This window comes from Leptospira weilii (assembly GCF_006874765.1).
GTDB classification, from domain to species: domain Bacteria; phylum Spirochaetota; class Leptospiria; order Leptospirales; family Leptospiraceae; genus Leptospira; species Leptospira weilii.
Window position 1 is genome coordinate 833,091 of sequence record NZ_CP040840.1, and the last position, 14,410, is coordinate 847,500.

Here is a 14,410-nt window from a genome sequence, read left to right on the forward strand (position 1 = left end):
TGTCAGGTTCAGAGAGTAGAATGACTGGGTCGTTTAAAAACGGGTAATAATATTAGTAAATTTGATTTTTCTTATAGATGCCAAATTCCTTCCAACCTTCTATCCGCGGGGCGCAAAGCCCAAGATAACGCCACTAGAACGAGAGCGATTAGAGGAAATACCGCGTGAATCATTTCGGTTCCGGCGACCGCGTTCGAAACCGACGCCGCTGTGAGGTTGAAAAACATTCCTGCGTATGCCCATTCTTTAAGAAGAGGAAAACGTGGGACTGTGATCGCAATTGCGCCGAGGAGTTTCCAAACCCCGAGAATACTTATAAAGTAAAGAGGATATCCGAGTTGAGTTATGCCAGCGATAACTTCCGGTCCCCGATTGAGATACACATAACCTGCAAATGCGTAGTTAGCGGCGGTAAGTGCGGTCACTATCCAATAGATAATGGTTTTAATTTTTTCCTGATTCATAGTCTGTTTTCCTTTCTTGATTTGTTTGTATTTTTTGAAGTTCTTGTAAATATTCGTCCAGGCGGTCCAATCTGGCTTCCCAAATCTGTCGATATTCGTCGATCCAGTTCGCTATTTCTTTCAAAGGCCCGGTCTCCAGGCGAGCCGGTCTCCATTGAGCTTCCCGGCCTCGGGAAATGAGCCCTGCTTTTTCCAACACTTTGAGATGTTTTGTGATTGCCGGAAGACTCATGGAAAAAGGTTCCGCAAGTTGCTTCACAGTGATCTCTCCATACCGAAGAGATGCCAAAATTTTGCGGCGAGTCGGGTCCGCTAAGGCCGCAAAAGCAAGACTAAGTTGGTCTGTTTTCTCTTCTTCTTGAACCATGCGGTTAATTAACTTGCAGGTTAAATTGGGTCATTTCAAATTTTTGTCAAATCCTTTTCTACAAAAGAACTGCAAGAGTGTGTTAACTAAGTGGATAGTTTAACAAATAGTCTCTAAAAAGTCAAAAAGTCCACTCAAATCCTTTGTTTTACTAACAAATTGAACATTTGTATCAAAGTATTGATTGTGCCTCATCTGATTGTAAATAAGCAGATTTGGTGTGAATAAGCGGTTTTGGATAAACTCTTATTTTTCTGTAGGAAGAGCGGAATCGGGTTCTTAAAAGTGGAAACTCCCGCAAAACTTTGAAGCTCCTCCCCCGCGAGCAAGAACTCCGTAAGGCAAATCCCCGAGCCGCAAACCAATCGAACAAATTCGAAATCCGTGTTACTTAAGGGATCGATTAAGCTCCTCGGGTTTTGAAGAAATTGAAATTTTTCCAATTCGATCGAAATCAAAAGTGAAAGAATTTTGATCGAAGGCGGAGCCGTTCCAATTTGCAAAGAAACATATTATATTTTTTGTATATTTTAAAATATTCATTTTGAGAATCGTGTTGTATTGACGGTATTCTATTTTATAGGGATCGGTAACGCGTTTGGATTTGCGAATCTTAGGATCTTGTAAATTAGGCGTTTACCAGTTTTCGGATCGTCTTAAATTGGAGAAAATGCCCGATAAAGCTATAGAAGTTCGAAAACTAAATCTCCAGTTGAACCGAAGAACGATTTTGGATTCCGTTTCGTTTGAAGTAGATTCTGGAACGATTCTGGGAATTTTAGGACGTTCGGGCTCCGGAAAAACATCTCTTTTCCGCGCGGTATTAGGAGTTCCCGCAGTTAAAAATTCAAAACAAAGCGGATCGATTTTCATTTTCGGAAAGGACCGAAAAGAAATTCCGATCCATGAGTTGCAACCTGTCTTTCAAGATCCCGTGGCAAGTTTTAATCCGACTTGGTCTTTGGAAAAGGCTCTCAAGGAGCCGCTTCGGGTTCTCGGAGGAGAAATCGCAGAGAGAGGAGAAAAATCTTTTCAAGATTTGCTGCAATCGTTTCAGTTATCCGGTAAGAATCTGAATCGAAACGTCCTTTCTTTTTCCGGCGGAGAACTTCAACGCGCCGCGATTTTACGCGCGTTACTCGCAACACCGAAGATTCTTTTATTGGACGAGGCATTAGGCGCGCTCGATCCGATTCTTCTCGGCGAGGTTCTGTTTTTTTTGAAAAGAGTTTCGAATGAAAAGAAAATTACGATTCTTCTCATCACACACAGCTTGAGGACCGCGAAGAAATTCTGCGATCAAATTGGAATATTAGAAAAAGGTAAATTAATCGATTTCGGGAAGACGGAAGAAGTGCTCGGGAATTATAAAAGTTCTTTTACGGGGGAACTCATTCGCGCGACCGATTTGAGCTCCCTCCGCGTTTGATCAAATATCGATCTGATAGAGATTTTTTCTGTCTTTTTTGTCTTTGTATAAAGCGATCATGATATCGATCCGGTAAATCGAGGATCTGAGGCTGGACTCTAAAAGTCTAAGCGCTTTGATCTGATTTTCCAGAGATATATCACCCACTTTGGTGTTCTCTATTTTGTCGAATCTTTCGAGTTTGACCTGAGATGCCAATACGTCCGGAGGAGAGAAAATCAGTCTTTTATTTTCAAAAGCGAATTCGTACTGAATTCTTTTTTTCTCGGAGGCAAGTTCAACTTCCTTGATTTTGCCGCCCTCAAACTTAAAACGAACGTATTTGAGCAGGTTGCTCTCGTACCCCTCGTCGAAAGTAAAAGGAATGTCTTCCGTGACGATTGTTTGCACCTTTTCCAGTTCCGGTCTCAGAATTACGAGAAGAGAATGTTTCTTCTCTAAATCCGTAAGTCTCTCATTGATCGTGGTTTCCAGATCTCTGACGATTTTCTGAAGGGATTTCGTGTAAGAACTTCCCTGTTCGGAAAATACATCGGAACGGCTCAGGTCCGCCTGTCCTTTCTCTTTATTCTGCGCAAATGCAGGAATGTTAAGGAGGATAAACAGGATTGTGAGCCAGGTGATTTTTTTCATAAATTCCTCCAAGCTCAAAATAACGGAGAAAAATTGAAAAAAGCAAACCTTTTTCATTCGGTTTTGTTTTCTTCTTCCATGGACTTGATTTCGGCAAAACGTTTTGCGAGATCTCTTCTTCTTTCGATCACCTTATACGAGAATTCGGAGAAGAACGGATCGTTCGGATATTTTAGAAGTTGTTCGTATTGGTCCGCCGCCGTGACATAATCGCCTACTTTACTGGCGGTTTCGGCATAAAAAAAATGAAATTTTTTATTGTATTGTTTCTTCTGTCCCAAATCGTCCACAAGTTCCGTGTTCTTAAAAATTTTATAAGCATAAAGATCCTTGGAGGAAAGAAGCTCTATTCTCGCTCTTCCCATTCTCGCGTCCGGACTTTGTTCGTCGATTTTTGCGGCTTCTTTGATGTAAATGAGAGCGCGGTTTTTGAGATCGGTTCGGATGTAGTGGTCTGCCAAGAGGAGAAGGGCTTCCGTGTGAAATTTGTTAAGCGACACCGCTTTTTTCCAGAGAATCGTGGCGTTGATCGGTTCTCGTATAATTTCATACAACGTTCCCAAGTGAATGAAGGTTCTGTAATATTCCGGTATTTCCGCGCTTGCGTATTCGAATTGTATGATGGACTTTTGATATTTTTTTTCCAGGTGATATGCGCGGCCTAAGTTGTAGCGGAAAGGAAAAAATTTAGGATCGAAGCGAACACCTTCTTCCAACATGGAAATTGCTCTGAGCCTGTCTTCGGTTTTTCCTTTTTCCAAAAGAGAAACCGCTTCGTTGTTAAAAAGCCCGCTGTTATAAATTTCTTTTTTTTCGAATAAAAAACTTCCCCGGGAAGGAGGAGGATCTCCTTTCCAGTTTCTTCCCGCCGCGAGAATAAAGTCCTGATCCGTTCTTAAAAAAGAACCGTCGTTGTAGTATTCGGAAGAAAGAATTTCATTTTCTCCCCAAAGTAAACCGGAATAGTATTGACCGCCGATTTGGATCTGCGCTTCGACGCTTTTGTCGGTAAAAACGAGAATGAGCAATGGTAAATAAGAGAGAAGGGACAAGAAAGGACAAAGAATTTTCCGACATAAAAAGTAAAAGGGATTCAAGCTACACCTATCCACTAACACCATAACGTTACCCACAAGTACTTGAATCCGAAGATAAATCTGTCGGAGTTACGACAAATCCCCCGTGAAACTTAGTTCCCACAACGCGCCCTAAACACCGACCCATAGGAAGGTGTTTACTGAGTTTAGGAAGTGTTGTGCCTAAGTTTCCCCTTATTTTTGGGTGGAAAGGTTTGGGAAATTTTTCTCTATCAGAAAATGATACTTCTCAAGTAAAAAGCCTCATTCTTGTCGGAACACTTGAAAAATATCAGTTTTTGATCCCAAAAGCCTTCTTAATTTATGAGTAACACCTAACCACTGATTCCTAACCACTGATTCCTAACCACTGACTCCTAACCACTGACTCCTAACCACTGACTCCTAACCACTGACACCTAACCACTGACACCTAACCACTGATTCCTAACCACTGATTCCTAACCACTGATTCCTAACCACTGATTCCTAACCACTGATTCCTATCCACTGACACCTAACCACTGATTCCTAACCACTGATTCCTAACCACTGACTCCTAACCACTGACTCCTAACCACTGACTCCTAACCACTGACTCCTAACCACTGACTCCTAACCACTGATTCCTAACCACTGATTCCTATCCACTGACACCTAACCACTGATTCCTAACCACTGACTCCTAACCACTGACTCCTAGTACCTATCCACTAGAAAAAACGCATTGTAAATTCCGTTTCTGAAGAGACTCTGGTTTCATAAGAGGAACCGTTTTGACATTCAATGAACGAGCGCTTTTCGTCTGTAAAGACCTATCTTATTCTATCGGAAAAAAACGGATTCTCAAACAGATTTCATTTTCTCTTTTCCGCGGGGAACTCGTACTACTTCGAGGAGACAACGGGGCCGGAAAAACAACTCTTCTCAGAGCGATTCTCAATCACGAACGTCATAAGGATTCTTTTTCTTTTATGGACTCCGAATCGACAAAGCCTCGAATTTCTTACCTAGGTCACGAACTCGGACTTTATACCTCTCTCAGTCTCGAGGAAAATCTTCGTTATTTTCTTTCCATCGCAAAAATGGAATATTCGAAAGATAAAGTTGGCGCTCTTTTGAAGTCGTTCCAGCTCTGGACGAGAAAACAAGATCCGATCTTTACCTTTTCCAGAGGAATGAGGCAAAAGGCCGCTTTGGTGCGAGCGCTTTTGACCGGAGGGGACTTGATACTTTTGGATGAACCGTTTACCGCGCTCGATCAATCCGGACTCGAAACCGCGATTTATGTTTTGGAGGAATATTCTCTAAATTCCGCGGTGTTGCTCGTGACTCACGATCCCCGCATTCCTTTTTCTCGCCAAACAAAGTCGTTGACTCTAAAGGAGGGGAATCTTGAAACCTCTGTTCTTTCTGCTCCATAAGGAATTTCTGTTATTGGGAAGGGCGGTCAACGGAATATTGTCTATTCTCGTTTTGATCACTTCGATCGTATTCATTTTCAATTATGCGTTGGAACAGACCGGAAAACTCGATCGTCAGACTCTGATCGGAATCAAATGGTCCGTTTTGTTCCTTACTTCTTATGTTTTTATCGGCCAGTCCTCTTGGGAAGAACGGGAAAACGGCGGAGGAAGAATCAGTTCTCTTTTCCTTCCGATTTGGATGCGTTTTCTTTCCAAGTCTCTCGCGGTTTTTGCGGGGCTTACGATTGCCGCCGTTTACTTAATGATTTTATTATCCGTTTTCTTTCAAACGTTCCCTCTGAGTTGGAAAGATCTCACAGTAAATCTGATTTTCTTTTTGCCCGGAGTTCTTTGTATTTCTTTTTTGGGAGTCGCTTTGAGTCATATCAGCGACTCTTCCAGGCTCAAGGAAATTCTGCTTCCGCTTTTGATGATCCCGTTTACGATTCCGGTCCTTCTTTTCGGAATGGAAGCGGAAAGAAAACTGGAAAGAATGCCCGTGTTTGATCCGATTCCCGGAATTGCCATCCTACTTTCGTTTTGTATTTTTTACGCTGGAATCGGAATTCTACTTTTGGAACTTTCCGGAGACGAACCTTAAAGAATCGAAGAATCTTTCTTGATTCCACCGACATTATTACGAATACTCTATTTCGTATGAAAATTCGTATCGCTCATCCCGTTTGGGATTGGGTCTTGTCTGCGGTTTTTTTAATAGGTTTCCCGGCCGCCGTTTTATTGTCGCTCAATTACCCGAACGTGATCTTACAACAAGGAACGGCCCACAGAATTTTTTACTTTCACGTTCCGGTCGCTTGGGTTGCTCTTTACGGTCCGATTTTTTCTCTCGTTTTCGCGGTTCTTTATCTGGTTCGAAAAGAATCCAAATGGGATTTGCTTTCTCTTTCGGCAAATCAGATCGCTCTTTTGTTTGCAGTGGGGGTGATATTTTCGGGAAGAATTTGGGCGCTGAGCGCCTGGGGAGTTCCCTGGGATAAGACCGATGCGAGACTTCAATCGTTTACGGTTTTGTTTATTAGCTTGATTGCATATTTTGTTTTTCGAATATTGATCGCCGACGCTTCCAAGAAAAAAATATTCTCCGCTTTTCTGAGTATTCTCTGTGCCGTGAACGCAGTTATCACCTGGGGGGCGATTCGTTGGATGGATAATCCGGGGAATCATCCCGAGTCGATTCTTGGAAAGGGGGGAATGGATTCCGACATCCGTCTGAGTTTCTGGATAGGAGTTCTTGCGTATCATATTCTATTTTTGGTATTATTCCGTTTCGCTTATCGTTTGTCTAAGATCGAAGATCTTCGCGAGAATTTACCGGAAAGGGAAGAGTAAAAAACTTTGTCCTCTCCGAATTATAGTCTGTATACGGTTCTTGCGGTCGACGATTCCGAGATAAATCTAAAGTTGATCGTACATACCCTCAAACCTTTGGGCTTTCAGATTTTTACGGCCGAGTCCGCCGCCGACGCGCGTAGTGTTCTTCTTACGAATCGAGTGGACGTGCTTTTGTTGGACGTAAGTATGCCCGACCAAGACGGTTTTTCCTTTTGTAAAGAACTCAGAGAAATCGAAAGATTCAAACTTCTTCCCATTCTTTTTATCACTGGGATCAATCGCGAAGTAGGTTTCGACGAGGCAATTTCTCACGGCGGAGACGACTTCATCCACAAACCGTTTCAGCCGAAGGAATTGGTCGCTAAAATTCGCGCTTTCATTCGAATTAAAATTCTTCAAGACGAGGTTTTAGAACAAAAAAGAAATTACGAGAGGGAACTTATCATGGCGAGGAAAGTTCAGCAGGAACTTCTCCCCGAAAAAGAATTGGAATGGAACGGAATCAGCTTAAGTACGATCTTTCAACCTCTGATGCAGATCGGCGGGGATTACACGGACGCTTGGGTTGAAAACGATTCTCTCCATATTTTTATCGCCGATTGTTCCGGTCACGGTCCTTCCGCGGCCTTGCTCGCCGCGATGCTCAAGATGCAGGTCTCCAGTCTTTCTCCGGATCAAAGTTTGCAAGAGAAGGTGCAGACACTTCGCTATAATCTTGAGAAAATTCTTCCCGACGAATTTTCGATTACGTTCTTTTACGGAATCTTAAACAAGGACCTGAGCTTCGAATATTCGAACGGAGGTCATCCTCCTCCGATCCTCTATCAAAATGGAGAAGTTACAACTCTTTCCGGAATGGGACCTCTCATCATTCCGATTGAAATCAACGTAAAAGAAGAATTCAAATCCGTTCAGTTTGAGAAAGGTTCCTATCTTCTTCTTTATACGGACGGCGCGACCGAGATCACCGACAAGAGTATGAACATTCTCGGGGAAGAAAAATTGAAAAAAATCTTTCAAGAAAATATTTCCAAGGAGGGGGATATTCTCGTTTCTATGATGGAATCCATTCTTGCGCATTCGGACAGAGGCACGAATGATGACGATATCGCTATGATGGTATTGAAACTATGAATTTGCCGAATCCTTCCTATCGGGGAAAAGTTAGGGATATTTACGATCTCGGTGATAAACTGATTCTTTCCTCTTCGGATCGTATTTCCGCTTTCGACGTCGTTTTTCCGCAGGCCGTGCCAAACAAAGGAAAGGTTCTCAATCGGATTTCCGCTTCTTGGTTTGAATTTTTTAAAAACGTCCCCAATCATATTTTGGAAACGGACGTGGAGAATTTTCCTTTTCCCTTTCGAGGCCGTGAGGAATTGAAGGGCCGGTCGGTTCTTGTAAAAAAGTGCAAACGGATTGACTACGAATGTGTGGTTCGCGGTTATATCGCGGGTTCCGGTTGGAAGGAATACAGGAACGAGGGAACTCTTGCGGGCGTAAAACTTCCCTCAGGTTTGAAAGAATCCGCAAAACTTCCCGAGCCGGTTTTTACTCCCGCGGTCAAAAACGATCAAGGTCATGATGAGAATATCTCGGAAAAAGAAATGGAGAATCGGATCGGAAAGGAACTGTTCGAGATTCTGAAAGAAAAATCGATTTCCATTTTCCTGCGTGCCTCTGAAGTGGTAGATAGTGCGGGAATCATTCTTTGTGATACTAAATTCGAGTTTGGAATTTTGGACGGACAAGTCATTCTGATTGACGAGCTTTTGACTCCGGATTCTTCCCGGTATTGGTCTGCGGATACGTATTCTGTCGGAATTTCTCCGCCGAGCTTGGACAAACAGATTCTTAGGAATTATCTGGAAACCACGAGTTGGAACAAGATGTCCCCCGCGCCCGGTCTCCCGGCGGAACTTATTCAAGAGCTGAGAGAAAAATATCAGAAGATAGAGGATCTCATTCTTTCATGTATATCGCAAAAATCCAAGTAGTCCTTAAGGAATCCGTTTTGGATCCGCAAGGAAGTACGGTAAAAAAAGTTCTCTCCGAAGTCGGAGAAAAATCCGTTCGAGACGTGAGAGTCGGCAAGTATATCGAACTCAAAATCGACGCTCCAAACGAAGAAGCGGCTAAAAAGGATGTGGAAAGACTTTGCGATAAGATTCTCGTCAATCATGTAATAGAAACATATTCTCTGAATATTCAAAAAATATGAAAGTTGCGATCGTCACTTTTCCGGGTTCCAATTGTGATTCGGATATCTACCGAGTTTTAAGGGATCAATACGAAGCGGAAGTGGATCGAGTCTGGCACAGAGATCAGTTCAGCAAAAAATACGAGTTGGTGATTCTTCCGGGAGGTTTCTCTTACGGGGATTATCTTCGTTCCGGTGCGATGGCGGGTTTTTCTCCGGTGATGAAGTCCGTTAAGGAGCATGTGGACAAGGGAGGAAAACTTTTCGGGATCTGCAACGGCTTTCAAATTCTTACGGAAGCGGAGTTTTTACCCGGGGCTCTCACAAGAAATAAAACTCTCAAGTACATTTGCAAAACCGTGACCTTGAAAAAAGGTTCTTCCGCAAACCCGGTGACCGCGTCTCTCGATTCTCGAAAAGAATTGAAAATTCCGATCGCTCACGCGGACGGTTGTTATTATGCGACATCCGACGTTATCAAACAACTCGAAGACGAAGAGAGAATTTTATTTCGTTACTTCGGGGAAAATCCGAACGGTTCTCTCGGAGCAATTGCGGGAATCACGTCCAAAAATTTCAAGGTTGCCGGAATGATGCCTCATCCGGAAAGGGCGATGAATCCCGTGACCGGCGAAGTCGACGGAAAGATCGTTATAGATCTGATTTTGAGCGCTTGAGACGAGTTTCGAGTTAAAAACTCCGCGTAGCCGTTGTTCGTTTTTTCGGGGGGAGTTCAGTTATCTATTTTTAAGTAACGTGAGATCAAGTTCTAACTAACGTGAGTTCGGCCTAATTAGAGAGTAAAAGTTGTAAATTGTCTTTTGACCTCAAATTCAAAGAAGGGTTTTTTTGGAAAAAAGGAATATGCAACTAAACCGCTTAATAGATTAACGGCCCAATTGAAAAAGCTTCGATGTCTAGTATGTTGAATCTGACAGATATTTTTGAGTTCATCATTTACGGATTCAATGATAGCTCTTTTTCTTAAAAGAATTTTGTCGACTAAGGGCATTCATTTATTTTCATATTCTTTTTTAATTTTGTAATGAGTTGAATTCCCTTTTCATAAAGACTTTCAAACAAAGATTGACTGATATAACCTCTATCTCCAAAAAGTTTACAGCGCATCCAAAACTTTATTTTACTTTATCAGAAAGATCAAGCTGCAAGGTTCTGTCATCATCAGTTTTTTCCATAAGAAAGAACTGGTGGGGCAGGTTCTTATCGTGAATATTCTTAACAAGTGGAAAAATCACTTTCGAATTTCTATCATCCACGTTTCCAGGAGGTTTCATAAATGATAAGATTTCACCTTGATCATTTACGATTAAATGCAATTTAAAGCCAAGCCTGTGCTTGATTTCCCTCGTTGTGCGGTATCTTTAAATACTTTACAGCGTATTCTAAAACTTCATTTTACTTTACCAAAGAGTCAAGCTGCAAGGTTCTGTTCGGTTCGGTTTTTTCCGTAAGAACAAATAGGAACCTGGACAGGTTCTTATGAGAATGGATTCTTCTGTTATCGCATACTCCAAAGAATCGTAGAATCAATGAAAGAAATTCCGGAACATTTTCCCATACAAGTATTGGATAGAAAGGAAGCTATGACAGGTAACGCGTTAGGCATCAGTTCAACAAAACGATTGTAACTTACAGCTTTTGGAAATTCGGATTTTAGATTCTTTTTTATTTCTATCAAATAGAAATTTTTAAATTCTCTATAATGAGAAAGATGAAAATAAACCGCAATTGTTGCTACTTCACTCAGGCTTAACTGAAATTTTCGGTTTCTCTTTCGAACCACCGGACAAAAGTGTTTTCACATTCCAGTTTATTTTTTGTTGTGTACAATAATCGTCTATCGCACAAAATATCTCTGTCAGATCCATATTTTACCTTTTCTTGCTGGAAATTTGGTTCAATATGTGATCTGGCGCTTTGAGTACAAGATCTTTCCCTTTTTTTCTCCCTTACGACCCTGCTCACGTTATTTAATAGCTTCAAAAAACTATTGACTCAATTGCAATTATATATATAATTAAATATATATGAATAAAGCTAAAATTTTTAAAAATGGCGACAGCCAAGCAATACGTTTACCAAAGGACTATCGTTTTAAGGGTAAAGAAGTTTATATACGAAAAGATGGCGATAACGTCATTTTAACGCCAATAGACGATGCGGTTGATCGATTTTGGAATACGGTTAATAATTTTTCTGAAGATCTGCTTATTGATCGGAATCAACCAAATGGCTACGATAAACGAAATAGAATATGACTCAATACTTGTTGGATACGAATATCTGTATCTATATAATTAATCAAAAGCCGGAATCTGTTTATAAGAAATTTAAAAAGATTAAATTAGAGAATATTTTCATTTCATCAATTACGGAATTTGAATTAAAATACGGTGTTCAGAAGAGTCTTCATTTTGAAAGAAATCTGAAAGTCTTAGAAGAATTTTTAAGTTATTTGAATATTCTTCCGTTTGTTAGTGAAGATACGAATAAAGCTGCAAAAGTTCGAGTAGAATTAGAAAGAGTAGGGAAACCAATTGGTCCTTTCGATCTTCTAATCGCTTCTCAGGCATTATCGAATAAACTTACGCTTGTAACAAACAATGAAAAAGAATTTACTCGGATTAAAGAAATTAAAATTGAAAACTGGCTTTAAAAGATTCCGACGGCGTCTAACTTCGTCTCCTCGCTTCGTTCGAGATTGCTCATGCGACTCTCACTTCGGGCTAAAGCCACATTGCTTTGCCACTTCGGTTCGCGGGACGTTCGCTAAGGCTCACTCGAACCTCTTGTCAACGTCTCCTAGGCAAGGTCAGACTATCCACTGATTTCTGACATCTGACCCCTAAGACCTATCCATAAAAGGAAATTAAAAAAGTTAAAGCCAAAGCTTCCCAAAAGCGAAAATGTGGGGAATGTAAGTAGGAAAAGAGTGATACAAATGTATCTAAAAATTAGAATATTCAGTTTAGGGATATTGTCTATCCTACCGATGACCTTACAAATTCGGTCGCAAACTCAGGCGACTGCTCCCACGGATCCATTGCTACGAGGTACTTGGTACGAGGATCAGGAACAAAAAGAAGCCGTACTTTACAACCGAGTGATGAGATATTTTCGACCAAATCCCCATTTCGTTTGGAAGACGGATCTGCACGGAAGAAATTATCGTTTTTACAAAGACGGAAGGGTGGAATTCTTGATAGACCGCGATTTTAGGGAAGTTTTTCCGGACGTTTCCGAACTCGATGTGCACGAAAGCGAAGCAAGGGCTTTGGCGGAACATGGAGAACCGTATTCTGCGATTCGTTTGTTGAAGGGTATCGGACTTTGTTATCGATTTCAATTTGGAAAACTAGTTCCCGAAGGTTATCGAAGCGCTACTGAGGAACTGAGTCGTTTGATGAAACATATGGCTCACAAAAGAGGAGAGGTGGACGATCTCACCGATCCATACGGATGCACAAAAAAGAATATTCTAAAAATTGAAAGTGATTCTTTCCGGTTCTCATTGGAGACGACAGACGATTGGAAACATTATTTTCCGGAACCGGAAACTCCTGAAAGCGGAAGGGAAGAGGATCACGTCTGGAAGATTCGAAGGTATTATCAATCGATTCCATTGAAAGAACAAGAGAAAGAGGGGGAATATGCTACTGCCGAAACAACAAAGATCGAGCCCGGAGACAAAAAAGGATTTTCGCAGAAAGAGGAATGGGAAAAAATATATCGATCCCAATCCGAAAAATTTCTTTACTACAGACCGGATAGGATTCTGTTCACAATCGGACTCACATATCATCCGATTGCTGCAGTTTATAATTCCAAAAATTATTTTCAACTCTGGGATCTCAAACGGGGAGTCAATCCTCGAACCATCCGGGAAACAAATTTCCGAAGAAGAAAGGAGGAAGATTATTACGTTAGTCGTTTTGATTACTTCCATAAGGATGGAAGAAAGGTCTCCATGATTTTTTTGGAAAAATATTATTTACGGGAGAATCGCGGACTTCTGTTCTCCGTAGCCGGGCCGGAAAAACAGATTGATCGTATTCAACAAATTTGGTCACAATTGAACCAGAAACTGATTGTCGAATGAGTTATGATTTTTGCGCTTGTAAAAACAGGAGATCGCCCTTTCCCACCGGAGCCGCCCTCGCAAAATTCTCTCTGGCAACTGTTGTTGATCGGATTTTGCCTTGTGGACGGAATGGCGCTTCTTTTTATTCCTTTGGGAATTTACGGTTCCGTTTTACTCACGACGATCTTACTATTATTTCTATTTCTCCCACTTCTTTTTTTAGTCATCCGACTCAGTGCGAAATTTGGTAACTTGCTTTATATCGCTTTATTTTTGGGTCTACTTTCGGCGGGAGTTTCTGCATTTTATATCGGTCATAGCATTGGATTCTTTCTTGGAATTCCGATCGGGAAAAACGCTCATCTTGCACAAGGCGAAGAATTCGGGAATGACCGAATTCTTATCTTTCGAGGAGTCAAAATTCTTACCAACTATGTCTCATCGAGGTCTGCGGTACGCAAAGTAAAGACGGAGCCAAATCATACAAAGACGATTTATTTTCACGTGGCTCCTCTCGTTTCTGCGAATTGGAAAGAAGGGGATCCGATTTACGTTTGGATTGCATGTGGGAGGATGGAGCTTCCGAATTGTGTCTGGGGAAATTCCGTCTTTTTTTGGGGGGAAAGTTTAAAAACGCATTCCTTATATTCCTATTATAAACTTTCCGTTCAGGATGCGGGAAGGATTTATAAATTTTCCATTCCGGAATATCCCATGATTTTTCGGCCGATTTCCGACCCGGAAAAGAAACTTATTCGAGCCGGAATGTACGGACTTTCGGGTTTGTTCTTTCTGAACTATTCCTGGTTTGTTTGTATTTTTTTGGGGAAGTTTTTCGGCAAGGAAAGATGAGTTTACAGTGTGTGTCCCAAAATTTAACTGTACTTTATTAGAAAGATCAAGTCGGAAGGTTCTGATTTAGTTTTGGGATATAACTTTTAGGTTTTATAAAGTCTTGCGATTCAGAAATAAAAACTACAACGTCAATCAAGGAATTGGGAATATATGAATATTAGAAAATACTTAATTAATAAAAAACTCGGAACGTTTTGGCAACAGGAAATTTTCAAAAACTTACTCGTGACGACATTGGGTGAGATAGGAAAAACAAGAAAGATAGACACGAAAACTTTTTCAAACGAAAATGATTTAAACAAAGAAGCCGGGGCGTTATGGAAGGAAAGAATTCAAGAAGGATACGAAGAGCCGACCGCACTTACGGATTCGGAAGAAAGCGAATTATTCCAAAGAGTTCAAAAAGAACCCGATTTCCATATAAGGATTGAACTTGCAGAATCCGGACTTTCTAAGATCAGCGAA

Annotated in this window: 18 protein-coding genes and 2 pseudogenes (1 of these 20 running past the window's edge); 13 read left to right on the top strand and 7 right to left on the bottom strand. The window is 41.2% G+C overall.

Going from position 1 to position 14,410, the window contains the following annotated elements; all coding sequences use genetic code 11:
- Positions 1-71: 71 nt before the first annotated feature.
- The 3 genes from FHG67_RS03980 to FHG67_RS03990 form a co-directional block, all read right to left on the bottom strand.
- Positions 72-464, bottom strand: a complete 393-nt coding sequence (locus tag FHG67_RS03980; protein ID WP_004499199.1) for a DoxX family protein — start codon at positions 462-464, stop codon at positions 72-74.
- A complete protein-coding gene (locus FHG67_RS03985; RefSeq protein ID WP_004499172.1) occupies positions 445-831 on the bottom strand; it encodes an ArsR/SmtB family transcription factor in 387 nt (128 codons plus the stop codon). The genes FHG67_RS03980 and FHG67_RS03985 overlap by 20 nt, the downstream gene beginning before the upstream one ends.
- A 191-nt stretch (positions 832-1,022) precedes the next feature.
- The gene (locus FHG67_RS03990) at positions 1,023-1,334 is read right to left on the bottom strand and encodes a hypothetical protein (protein WP_004499209.1); all 312 of its coding nucleotides are present in this window, start codon (positions 1,332-1,334) and stop codon (positions 1,023-1,025) included.
- Between the two features lie 167 nt (positions 1,335-1,501).
- Between FHG67_RS03990 and FHG67_RS03995 the strand changes: the two genes are divergently transcribed.
- Positions 1,502-2,260: an ABC transporter ATP-binding protein gene (locus FHG67_RS03995; protein WP_004496063.1), complete on the top strand. Its 759-nt coding sequence runs from the start codon at positions 1,502-1,504 to the stop codon at positions 2,258-2,260.
- On the opposite strand, the gene FHG67_RS04000 is transcribed toward FHG67_RS03995, so the two are convergent.
- The gene (locus FHG67_RS04000; RefSeq protein WP_002614443.1) at positions 2,261-2,950 is read right to left on the bottom strand and encodes a hypothetical protein; all 690 of its coding nucleotides are present in this window, start codon (positions 2,948-2,950) and stop codon (positions 2,261-2,263) included.
- Positions 2,947-4,014, bottom strand: coding sequence for a tetratricopeptide repeat protein (locus FHG67_RS04005; protein ID WP_369750484.1), 1,068 nt, complete (start codon positions 4,012-4,014; stop codon positions 2,947-2,949). Before FHG67_RS04005 ends, FHG67_RS04000 begins: the two co-directional genes overlap by 4 nt.
- Positions 4,015-4,745: 731 nt before the next feature.
- Between FHG67_RS04005 and FHG67_RS04010 the strand changes: the two genes are divergently transcribed.
- Genes FHG67_RS04010 through purQ form a run of 7 tightly spaced genes read left to right on the top strand, consistent with a single transcriptional unit; the run spans position 4,746 to position 9,665 of the window.
- Positions 4,746-5,393, top strand: a complete 648-nt coding sequence (locus FHG67_RS04010) for an ABC transporter ATP-binding protein (RefSeq protein WP_004499176.1) — start codon at positions 4,746-4,748, stop codon at positions 5,391-5,393.
- Positions 5,365-6,036 (top strand): heme exporter protein CcmB, encoded by a 672-nt coding sequence (locus FHG67_RS04015; RefSeq protein WP_002614450.1) that lies wholly within the window; start codon positions 5,365-5,367, stop codon positions 6,034-6,036. The genes FHG67_RS04010 and FHG67_RS04015 overlap by 29 nt, the downstream gene beginning before the upstream one ends.
- Positions 6,037-6,092: 56 nt before the next feature.
- Positions 6,093-6,785 carry a cytochrome c biogenesis protein CcsA gene (gene ccsA / locus FHG67_RS04020; protein WP_004496073.1) on the top strand — a complete coding sequence of 231 codons (693 nt, stop codon included), beginning with the start codon at positions 6,093-6,095 and terminating at the stop codon, positions 6,783-6,785.
- A gap of 6 nt (positions 6,786-6,791) precedes the next feature.
- On the top strand, positions 6,792-7,922 hold the full coding sequence (locus FHG67_RS04025; RefSeq protein WP_004499160.1) for a PP2C family protein-serine/threonine phosphatase: 1,131 nt from the start codon (positions 6,792-6,794) through the stop codon (positions 7,920-7,922).
- A complete protein-coding gene (locus tag FHG67_RS04030) occupies positions 7,919-8,785 on the top strand; it encodes a phosphoribosylaminoimidazolesuccinocarboxamide synthase (RefSeq protein ID WP_016759636.1) in 867 nt (288 codons plus the stop codon). Before FHG67_RS04025 ends, FHG67_RS04030 begins: the two co-directional genes overlap by 4 nt.
- Positions 8,761-9,009, top strand: coding sequence for a phosphoribosylformylglycinamidine synthase subunit PurS (gene purS / locus FHG67_RS04035; protein ID WP_002614445.1), 249 nt, complete (start codon positions 8,761-8,763; stop codon positions 9,007-9,009). The genes FHG67_RS04030 and purS overlap by 25 nt, the downstream gene beginning before the upstream one ends.
- Positions 9,006-9,665: a phosphoribosylformylglycinamidine synthase subunit PurQ gene (gene purQ / locus FHG67_RS04040; protein ID WP_002614451.1), complete on the top strand. Its 660-nt coding sequence runs from the start codon at positions 9,006-9,008 to the stop codon at positions 9,663-9,665. The genes purS and purQ overlap by 4 nt, the downstream gene beginning before the upstream one ends.
- 112 nt (positions 9,666-9,777) lie before the next feature.
- Here purQ and FHG67_RS22805 read toward each other — a convergent pair.
- A pseudogene (locus FHG67_RS22805) lies at positions 9,778-10,387 on the bottom strand (transposase); the annotation flags it as partial.
- 101 nt (positions 10,388-10,488) lie between these two features.
- A pseudogene (locus tag FHG67_RS22185) lies at positions 10,489-10,877 on the bottom strand (transposase family protein); the annotation flags it as partial.
- A gap of 159 nt (positions 10,878-11,036) precedes the next feature.
- Here FHG67_RS22185 and vapB point away from each other — a divergent pair.
- From vapB to FHG67_RS04090, 5 genes are all read left to right on the top strand, one after another.
- Positions 11,037-11,267, top strand: a complete 231-nt coding sequence (vapB, locus tag FHG67_RS04070; RefSeq protein ID WP_016759326.1) for a type II toxin-antitoxin system antitoxin VapB — start codon at positions 11,037-11,039, stop codon at positions 11,265-11,267.
- Positions 11,264-11,665 carry a type II toxin-antitoxin system tRNA(fMet)-specific endonuclease VapC gene (gene vapC, locus FHG67_RS04075; RefSeq protein ID WP_004495849.1) on the top strand — a complete coding sequence of 134 codons (402 nt, stop codon included), beginning with the start codon at positions 11,264-11,266 and terminating at the stop codon, positions 11,663-11,665. Before vapB ends, vapC begins: the two co-directional genes overlap by 4 nt.
- A gap of 285 nt (positions 11,666-11,950) precedes the next feature.
- On the top strand, positions 11,951-13,108 hold the full coding sequence (locus tag FHG67_RS04080) for an LIC10775 family protein (RefSeq protein WP_036075452.1): 1,158 nt from the start codon (positions 11,951-11,953) through the stop codon (positions 13,106-13,108).
- A gap of 3 nt (positions 13,109-13,111) precedes the next feature.
- Positions 13,112-13,942: a hypothetical protein gene (locus FHG67_RS04085; protein WP_004501498.1), complete on the top strand. Its 831-nt coding sequence runs from the start codon at positions 13,112-13,114 to the stop codon at positions 13,940-13,942.
- A gap of 153 nt (positions 13,943-14,095) precedes the next feature.
- Positions 14,096-14,410 carry the 5' portion of a hypothetical protein gene (locus FHG67_RS04090; RefSeq protein WP_004499241.1) on the top strand. Its footprint extends 210 nt past the window's final position, so 315 of the gene's 525 nt are visible here — the first part of the coding sequence; the start codon lies at positions 14,096-14,098; the stop codon falls past the right edge of the window.

Coding starts and splice junctions, on each gene's coding strand:
- FHG67_RS04080 (WP_036075452.1), top strand. CDS start 11,951: ATGTATCTAAAAATTAGAATATTCAGTTTAGGGATATTGTCTATCCTA.
- ccsA (WP_004496073.1), top strand. CDS start 6,093: ATGAAAATTCGTATCGCTCATCCCGTTTGGGATTGGGTCTTGTCTGCG.
- vapC (WP_004495849.1), top strand. CDS start 11,264: ATGACTCAATACTTGTTGGATACGAATATCTGTATCTATATAATTAAT.
- FHG67_RS03995 (WP_004496063.1), top strand. CDS start 1,502: ATGCCCGATAAAGCTATAGAAGTTCGAAAACTAAATCTCCAGTTGAAC.
- FHG67_RS04000 (WP_002614443.1), bottom strand. CDS start 2,950: ATGAAAAAGGTTTGCTTTTTTCAATTTTTCTCCGTTATTTTGAGCTTG.
- purS (WP_002614445.1), top strand. CDS start 8,761: ATGTATATCGCAAAAATCCAAGTAGTCCTTAAGGAATCCGTTTTGGAT.
- FHG67_RS04005 (WP_369750484.1), bottom strand. CDS start 4,014: ATGGTGTTAGTGGATAGGTGTAGCTTGAATCCCTTTTACTTTTTATGT.
- vapB (WP_016759326.1), top strand. CDS start 11,037: ATGAATAAAGCTAAAATTTTTAAAAATGGCGACAGCCAAGCAATACGT.
- FHG67_RS04085 (WP_004501498.1), top strand. CDS start 13,112: ATGATTTTTGCGCTTGTAAAAACAGGAGATCGCCCTTTCCCACCGGAG.
- FHG67_RS03985 (WP_004499172.1), bottom strand. CDS start 831: ATGGTTCAAGAAGAAGAGAAAACAGACCAACTTAGTCTTGCTTTTGCG.
- FHG67_RS03980 (WP_004499199.1), bottom strand. CDS start 464: ATGAATCAGGAAAAAATTAAAACCATTATCTATTGGATAGTGACCGCA.
- FHG67_RS04030 (WP_016759636.1), top strand. CDS start 7,919: ATGAATTTGCCGAATCCTTCCTATCGGGGAAAAGTTAGGGATATTTAC.
- purQ (WP_002614451.1), top strand. CDS start 9,006: ATGAAAGTTGCGATCGTCACTTTTCCGGGTTCCAATTGTGATTCGGAT.